The following is an 8,899-nucleotide window of genomic DNA, read 5'->3' as shown; positions in this document are numbered from 1 at the left end:
TTTATAAAGTATTTTAATACTTTTTTGAATCTGTCAATGCGTAAGTCCTAAATATTTAAGATGGTCTTAAATAATAGTTCAAGAAGTAGAACATAGCACTTCCGACTTCTTGAAACTTCATCTTTATTTTCAAATAAATATCATCATTCAATTCTATTCAACACACAGCCCGGCTGAATTTCAGCTACTGTGGCTGTTCCCATTAGCGCCATGGTGATTTCAAATTCTTCTTTAAGGATTTTGATCACATGCGCTACGCCCAAAGCTCCGGCAGTCGCCAGACCATAAATATAAGGACGGCCAATCAGGACAGCAGAAGCACCTAAGGCAATAGCCTTGAATACATCCGATCCACGACGGATGCCACCATCATAGAGCAGAGGAAAATCTGCTGGCACCACCTTTTTAATCAGTTGCAAGGCAATGAGAGGAGAAATGCAGGTATCCAGCACACGACCGCCATGATTGGAAATGATCAGGCCTTTTACGCCATGTTGAATCGCCAGCTGGGCATCCTGAGGATGCACAATGCCTTTCAGAATCACAGGTAAGTGAGTCTGCTGTACCATCCAGGCAATATCTTCCCAAGTTGGAGCAATTTTCATTAGTCCGTTAAAGACAGGATGATCACCTTCCTTTAATTCTGGAAGGGGAATATGAGTAGGCGTATGCGGATGTTGCATGCCTTCCGGTAAATGAAAAAACGCACGACGTTCACGATCGCGGATGCCAGTATGCGGTGAATCTACCGTAATCACCAGCGCCGTATAATTATGCGCTTCAGCCATTTTGACCAAAGCTAGAGATTTTTCCCGATTCCCTTGCCAGTAAAGCTGAAACCATTTGCGTGGATTGTCCTGTTTCAATGCGCGCATGTCAGTATTCGTAAAAGTACTGAGAATCATATTGCTGCCCATCACTTCTGCCGCAAGTGCAGAAGCGGCTTCGGCTTCAGGATGAAACTGCTGCTGATGTCCAATCGGTGCCAGAAAAATTGGATGCGGAAATTTTTGTCCGAACATTTCAAGTTCAGTACTGCCTTGGGTCAGATCTTTCAGCATACGCGGCAGAAGCTGAATATCCTGAAATTGCTGTAAATTGTCCCGGACACTGACTTCATCCATGGAGCCACCTTGCAGATAGTTCCAGACCATACTGGAGAGATGTTTTTCTGCTTCGACCTCATAATCGGCGATGGTTTGTAGGTAGGCCGGGATCTGGGTTAATGGCGCCATTGGTTCACGTGACATTATAAATCACCCCATTGACGAATCAGGTTGTGATAATGATGGGTCAGTTGTAGGACTTCTTCAGTATCGCCAATCTGCTGGCGTAGTTTGATAATGGTCATGTCCAGATCAAACAACATACTGCGTTTAGCATCTTCACGGATCATACTTTGAATCCAGGTTACGGCAGCAATACGTTTGCCTTGAGTTACTGGTTCAACCCGATGCAGGCTGGTCGATGGGTAAACAATCACATCACCCGCATCCAGCTTGACTTCATGGCAGCCATACTGGTCTTCAACGACCAGCTCACCACCTTCATATTCATCGATTTCAGATAAGAATAAAGTTAGTGACACATCGGTACGAATGGCCTGTCCGAGTAGAGGAGAGTAATGAATGGCATTATCGACATGATTGCCATAGGTGCCAGAATCCTGATAGCAGTTAAACAGGGGCGGCAGGATATGTTTCGGTAGGGCAGCAGAAGTAATTAAATGATGACTTTTAAGCGCTTGTAAAATGATAGGGCTAATCTGCTGATACAGGACAGAAGAAGAATCCAGCTGCAGGTTCTTTTTGATTTTCTGTGCCTGACTCCCGGCGCTGAGTTGCCCATTCATCCAGTGTTCTGAACGATCTAGTTGTTGTCTCAGTTCGGCAACTTGTACTTTGCTTAATACTGCCGGGATATGTAACATCATTTTAAAAGCATTCCTGCAATTGAAAATATCGTGCATTCAAGAGAATACACGATATTGATAGATAGAGATAAAAGCTGAATTAAAATTTATAGTTCAGGGTTAAAGCTGCTGAACGTGGTTGACCCAAGATCACACGACCACCTCCATTATTCAGCGTGCTGATGTACTCTTTATCTGCCAGATTATAAACATTCAGGTTTAAAGAAGTCTGGTCATTAAAGGTATAACCGGCCATGGCATCAAACACCACATAGCTTGGAATGCTTGGCATATTCGCTGCTGCAGTACTGTCGGTAATCACACGTTTTTGCTCATCCACATAACGTGCCCCCAAGCCTAGTTTTAAACCGGCAATGTTATAGGTTGTCCATAAAGAAGCGGTCCATTCAGGTGACCAGCGTACACTATTGGTCTGGGTCACTACACCCGTGTTGGAATTGACACTGAACTGGGCTTTTTGCTCGGTTTTCATATGGGCTACACCTGCTGAAATATTCCAGGCATCGGTAATTTTACCGACAGCACCCAATTCGATTCCTTTAACTGTAGTCTTACCTTCCTGAACAGACTCGCGGGTAATCGGATCTTGGGTAAACTGGTTTTCATTTTCGGTGTGGTATGCGGCAGCATTTAAAGCCAGATCGCCATCCAGCAGATCCCATTTGGTGCCAATTTCATAATGATGAGTTTCTTGAGGATCTGCAGCCGAGCTGTTAATTCCTGTGGTTGAAAGGCTAAAGTTACTGCTACCCGGCGGTGTCAGGGATTTGGCATAAGATGTATAGACACTGCTGTAGGCAGTTGGCTTATATAAACCACCGAGCTTCCAGCTGAATAAAGTGTCATGGGCTTTTAAATCTGTTTTTGTTTCAGTCACTGCTAGTGTCGTACTGTCGGTTGAATAACCCAGTGCATCGTAATTGGTATCGTAATAATCGACACGGACGCCACCATTGAGTTGAAAACGTTCACCAAACTTGAGCGTATCAAAGAGATAAGCCGCCGCCGTCTGGGTTTCACCATCCGAATAAGCACCCGTATACACAGGATCAGGCAGATTCTGGTGACGGTCAGGATGGTATAGATTCGCGGGTGGCGTACTGTTAGTAGGCTGCCCTGGCATTTGTGTGGCCAGTGTTCTGGAATGTTGCTGCTCTTTTAAGAGTTCTACGCCAGCGACCACATCATGCTCCACTGAACCGGTTTTGACATTCCAGTTCACCGTGCTCTGATTAGCCAGAATTTTATTTTCCTGATCGACACCCTGGCGTGAACGGCTTACAGTCCAGTCTTGAGGATTGGTAGAGTCATTTCTTGAAAGACTATTAATCCCCGTCAAAGTACGCTGCATATGGGTATTGCCCAGACGGGTAATATTGGTAAATTTCAGATTTTCAGCCCAGTCACTTTCGATTTTGGCTGTAAACATGTCAGCATCAATATCTTCATGGTCATCTGCGTGACCATAATAATTTTCACGATCTACTTTAGCTGCATTGGCAATCAGCGGGTCTGCATTCCAGAAACCTTTCATGCCAATAGTCGGAATACCGCCATCCGGGATATTACGCTGACGAATATGTTGTGAGTAAAGATATAAACGAGTATCACTATCCAGGCCAAAGGCAATGGAAGGAGCAATAGCCCAACCTTTATTTTCGATATAATCGCGTCCTTCCACACCGCCATCTTGTCCCATCGCATTCAGGCGAATGGCGATGCTGTCATTAATGACCTGATTAATGTCGGTAGCAAGGCGTGTATGTTCTGCCGTGTTATAGGTTGCAGACACTTCACGGCTGTTTTCCAGATGAGGCAGCTTGCTGACCAGATTCACATAACCGGATGCTGTACCACGTCCACCTTCGGCACCCGCAGGGCCTTTTACGACTTCTACCTGTTCCAGGTTAAATACATCACGACTCACAGCGCCGAGGTCACGAATGCCATCCAGATAGGTAGAGCTTTGAGTTGAAAAGCCGCGCATCTGGAAGGCATCGCCAGCACTGGTATTGCCATTTTCACCCAGTTGCAGGGTAATTCCTGGTGTATTACGCAGAGCTTCAACCAAGGTAGTCGCACCTTGTTCTTTTAATAAATTTTTGTTGATAATCGAAACAGTTTGTGGCGTATCTACCAAAGCTTGGCTAGATTTAACAGAGCTTAATTGATCTACTTTATATTCACTTACAGTTTTGTTTTTAACCGTAATTTCTGGAAGCTGAATAACTCCTTCCTTGGTGGTGTTATCCGCATGAGTGATCAGTGGCAAAGTTGCAGCAAGTGCGACCAATGAAGTCTTGTAATGATGTTTTCGGCTTTTGATATGCGCCATGTGACAGAATTCCTGAATTGAATAATATTTCCCTTACCACCTTGATATGCTCGAGTTCATCAAATAGCAGCAACTATGGAGTTATTGTTATGGTCCTTAACAATTTTGCGAATTGTAGTGATAATAATTATCATTAACAATATTCAATTAAGTCATTCTTATGAATTTATGGATGAAATTACTGTTTAATATTCAAACTTTAATCTGGGATTTCTATTAAGAAAAATTTCAAAATAAACTTATTTTTCAGTTTTTTACCTAAGATTAAAAAAATGTAATTATTTTCTATTTAAAGCTTTTTATCAAAAGGTGCGTAAATAGAACTAAATCTAGATTTAAAGTTTTATATCTTTCAGAAAATAAAAATAGCCTCACGAATGAGGCTATTTTTTGATGAGGGAAGAAGCTAAAACTTAGTATTTAAAGTTCAGAGAAAGAACTGCGTTACGGCCTTCTGCTTCAGTTGCATAGTGAGATGCATAAGCTTTAGTGAAATAACGTTCATCAGTCAGATTGTTTACATTCAACTGCAGGTCAACATTTTGATTCACGTTATAACGCGCCATTGCATCGTAGCGAACATAACCTGGAACGTATCTGGTGTTGTCGGCATTACCGTAAACTTTATCCATGGCAACTGCACCCGCACCAACTGTGAAAGCAGGGGTTAGATCATAAGTCGTCCAAAGAGTTGCAGAATTTTTCGCAACATTCTGAACCTGGTTACCATCATTGGTACCTGCACCATCATCGACAATTTCACTGTCTAGATAAGTATAACCAGCAGATACAGCCCATTTGTCAGTGATATTGCCGTTCGCTCCAAGTTCAAAACCGTCCACACGTGTTTCACCAATATTACGGGTAAAACCGTCGGTATCAGTAGCGCGAGTATTGGTTTTTTCAGTACGGAAAATAGCAGCCGTTAGATTTAATTTATCATTAAATAAATCCCACTTTGTGCCAAGTTCCATGGTGCGAACTTCCTCAGGTTTAAGGTTGTTCATGGCCTGAGCTTGTGCTTCAGTGGTATTACGTCCAGGTACAGAAAGTCCTTCTGAACCATCAGCAGCGTCTACACCCACTGGGTTGGCAGAAGTTGCATAGCTTGCATAAATACTGCCATTCTCAGTTGGCTTAAATGTTAGACCTGCCTGGTAATTAAAGAAATCATCATTAGTACCAAATTTTGTTCCAGCTGGAATTAAACTACTGCCAGAGCCTGACTCTTTGTTGTAGACCTGCTCAGTATCAAATTTATCCCAACGCACACCAAGATCTAACAGCCATTGAGGGTTAATCTCAATGTTATCTAAGAAATACACCGATGTATTTTTAGTGGTTGTAGTAGAAATTGCACGATTTGCAGAAGTTGAACCTAACCAGGGATCATTTGAGTTCGGGTTATCAGCACTCGTACACCAATAATTTGAGGTAGCATTGGTAAATGTATTACATGCTTTGCTTCCACTAAGGTTAGCCGGAAGAGTAGAGCTTGCCGCCTGCCCTAAATCTGTAAGTAAATAATTTCCTTTGTCAGATTCTTGCTTAGAATATTCAGTGCCTACATTAAAACTATGCTTTAGTGTACCCGTATTAAATTTACCGGTTAATGAAAGCTGATCGCTAAATGTATCTGTGTCAGTAATACGGGTATTTGCACGACGAACCACTTGTCCATTGGCAATATTTAATTTGGAATCATCTGGCTGAGTCCAGACATAATCATTTTTAGATCGACCATAAACAACCGTGTTACTAATGGTTAGATCATCTGTTAAATCGTGCTCTAACTTTAAAGTACCAATCTGGTTTTCCTGTTTCTGGAAGTCACGATCCAGCCAACCATAATAAATATCTTGTTTAGCATTGAGTGGTTTGCCTACAGCAGTTTGAGTTGCTGAATTCCAGTAAGGCACACCAGAATCTGGTGTATCATCAGATTTTAAGTAGTAATAGCTTAAAGTCCCACGAGTAGGGGTATCTAGACCAAAACTAATACTTGGCGCAATACCGGCACGTTTATATTCAGCACCGTCTTTTTGACCTGCTTTTTCGTTTTGATGCCCCATGATAGCCACACGCGCTGCAACACCGTTACCAAAATCTTTATTACCATCTAAGGTAATACGTGCGTAGCTGTCCGTGCCTCCAGCAACAGAACCTTCTAAAGAATCCCCTGCTTTGGCAACTTTAGAAATCATGTTAATGCTACCACCAGTGGTCCCTGCACCGCCCATAGCAGAAGCCGAACCTTTGGTGACTTCAACCTGCTCAACGGCAAACATTTCACGGTTTTGCGAAGTTGCACTACGAACTCCATCTACATACATTGAGCTTTCAGAGTTATAACCACGGATAAATGGACGATCACCATTCGGGTTGCCACCTTCACCGGCACCAAGGGTAATACCTGGTACAGTACGTAAAGCGTCAGCAAGAGTAGTAACTTGAGTATCCTCAATCAGTTGTTTAGAAATTACTGATACAGATTTAGGTGTATCCAGTAAGGGTGCAACAAATTTCTTATTTGCGGAATTATCTACTTTTAAACTTGGTGTCTGTCCAGCTTTAACTTCTTGATGAATAGTTTCGAGCTTGACCACATTTTCATCAGCCACAGCATTTACAGTTACAATCGAGAGGGAAGAGGCAATCGCCGATGAAACGAGTTTTTTACGTGATTTGATAAACGACATGTGGGAACCCGAAAAAAGCATAAAATTTATGTATGCGAATAATAATAATTCTTATTTAAATTAAGAATTACTTGTAGATAGTAAATAGCGATTTAAATAATTTTATTAATTGGTTTGATCAATGTTATAGTGTATCAAAATGTTTCTAAGTTAATGTATTTAAAATAAATCTGATTAATAGATTATTATCTTTACTTTTATTGAGATTATTAGAGTTCAAGAATTTTGAAGAAAAGATAAAGAAAAGTTTACTAAAAGTCCTATAAAAATCCATAAATGCAGAAGAATGGGATGATCTGTCCAGTTTGAGTAATCAATATATCTATTCTTATTTGAGGGAAGGGATATTTAATCAAAGAAAAATGAATTTGACTGAATAAATTTGATTATTACAGCATCAATAAAGACGATTAAAGTATTGTGTTTTGTATATCTGCAAATGTTGTCATATAATGTGGCACATTTTTATAAACCTGTTATTACCAAATATATAGAGGAAGCCATGCAAGTAACTTCTGAAGCGGTTTCGGGCGTTGCCCGTCGTTTAAATGTTTCTGTACCGACGAGCCGAATTAATGAGCAATTTGAAGCTCGTTTAAAACGCACTGCTAAAACTGCGAAGATCAACGGCTTCCGTCCTGGTAAAGTGCCTTTGAACGTTATTCGTCGTGAATACGGCGCTGGTATTTACCAAGAAGTTGTTAACGACATCATTCGCGATACAGTTTTTGAAGCAATCCAACAAGAGAAAATCAACGCTGTTGGTATGCCAAACATCGAAAAAACTGAAATGAAAGATGATGCTTTAGTTTATGAAGCAACTGTTGAAGTTTACCCAGAAGTTGAAGTGAATTTTGAAGGCCTTGAAGTTGAGCGCAACGAAGCTGAAGTAAACGACAAAGACGTTGAAAAGATGATCGAAAATCTTCAAAAACAACGTGCTGCTTGGGCTGAAACTAAAGGAATGGCGAAAAAAGACATGCAAGTAACTTTCGATTTCGAAGGTTCAGTTGATGGCGAAAAATTTGAAGGCGGTTCTGCAGAAGACTTTAAACTTGTTTTAGGTTCTGGTCGTATGATCCCTGGCTTCGAAGATGGCATCATCGGCATGAAGAAAGGCGAAGAGAAAGTTATCGATGTAACTTTCCCAGAAGACTACCAAGCTGAAAACCTTGCTGGTAAACAAGCTCAATTCAAAATCACTGTGAAACTTGTTGAAAAACAAAAACTTCCAGAGATTGATGCTGAATTCCTGAAAATTTTCGGTTTAACTGAAGAAGAAGGCGTTGAAAAACTGAAAGCTGACGTTCGTAAAAACATGGAACGTGAAGTGAAAAACGGTCTTCGCAACCAGGTGAAAGGCGCAACTTTTGATGCACTTGTAGCTGCAAACGAAGTTGAAATTCCAGCTTCAATGCTTGCTCAAGAAGTTGACCGTCAACGTCAACAAATGATCCAGCAGTTCACTCAACAGTTTGGTGCCCAAGGCGCGAAAGCATTTGATTCAAGCATGCTTCCAGATGAATTGTTCAAAGAACAAGCTGAAAAATCAGTGAAACTTGGCGTATTGGTAAGTAAAGTACTTGCTGACGCCAAAATCGAAGTTGATCAAGCACGTGTAGAAGCTTACATCGAAGACATGGCTTCTTCTTATGAAGATCCTGCTGAAGTGATTGAATACTTTAAAAACGACAAGCAACAACGTGCTCAAATCGAAGCAGTTGTTCTCGAAGACCAAGTTGTTGATCACATCCTAGCTGCTGCTAAAGTGACTGACACTAAGGTTAGCTATGAAGACCTATTAAAAGCTCAGCAAGCTCGCCAACAAGGCTAAGTTTAGCTGGTCACAAAAAAGGCGCTTTAAGCGCCTTTTTTTAATACTTTAGGACTTACGCACTGTTATTTATAGACTCTCTGTGGTAGCAGATGATT

Annotated in this window: 5 protein-coding genes; 1 reads left to right on the top strand and 4 read right to left on the bottom strand. The window is 41.3% G+C overall.

The window, feature by feature from the left end:
- Positions 1-143: 143 nt before the first annotated feature.
- The 4 genes from C8322_RS09960 to C8322_RS09945 all read right to left on the bottom strand — a co-directional run bounded on the left by C8322_RS09960 (position 144) and on the right by C8322_RS09945 (position 6,967).
- On the bottom strand, positions 144-1,250 hold the full coding sequence (locus C8322_RS09960; protein ID WP_004813212.1) for an alpha-hydroxy acid oxidase: 1,107 nt from the start codon (positions 1,248-1,250) through the stop codon (positions 144-146).
- Positions 1,250-1,933 carry a Fe2+-dependent dioxygenase gene (locus C8322_RS09955; protein ID WP_004813211.1) on the bottom strand — a complete coding sequence of 228 codons (684 nt, stop codon included), beginning with the start codon at positions 1,931-1,933 and terminating at the stop codon, positions 1,250-1,252. Before C8322_RS09955 ends, C8322_RS09960 begins: the two co-directional genes overlap by 1 nt.
- A gap of 79 nt (positions 1,934-2,012) precedes the next feature.
- Complete coding sequence (locus C8322_RS09950; RefSeq protein WP_004813209.1) at positions 2,013-4,268, bottom strand: catecholate siderophore receptor Fiu; 2,256 nt, start codon at positions 4,266-4,268, stop codon at positions 2,013-2,015.
- A 413-nt stretch (positions 4,269-4,681) separates the two neighbouring features.
- On the bottom strand, positions 4,682-6,967 hold the full coding sequence (locus C8322_RS09945) for a TonB-dependent receptor (protein WP_111810559.1): 2,286 nt from the start codon (positions 6,965-6,967) through the stop codon (positions 4,682-4,684).
- Positions 6,968-7,469: 502 nt separating this feature from the next.
- On the opposite strand from C8322_RS09945, the gene tig reads away from it, so the two are divergent.
- Positions 7,470-8,801 carry a trigger factor gene (tig, locus tag C8322_RS09940; protein WP_004813205.1) on the top strand — a complete coding sequence of 444 codons (1,332 nt, stop codon included), beginning with the start codon at positions 7,470-7,472 and terminating at the stop codon, positions 8,799-8,801.
- Positions 8,802-8,899: the final 98 nt, after the last annotated feature.

The sequence above is a fragment of the Acinetobacter sp. SM1B genome (assembly GCF_003289665.1).
Taxonomy (GTDB): Bacteria; Pseudomonadota; Gammaproteobacteria; order Pseudomonadales; family Moraxellaceae; genus Acinetobacter; species Acinetobacter schindleri.
This window is presented reverse-complemented; position numbering and strand designations above follow the sequence as displayed.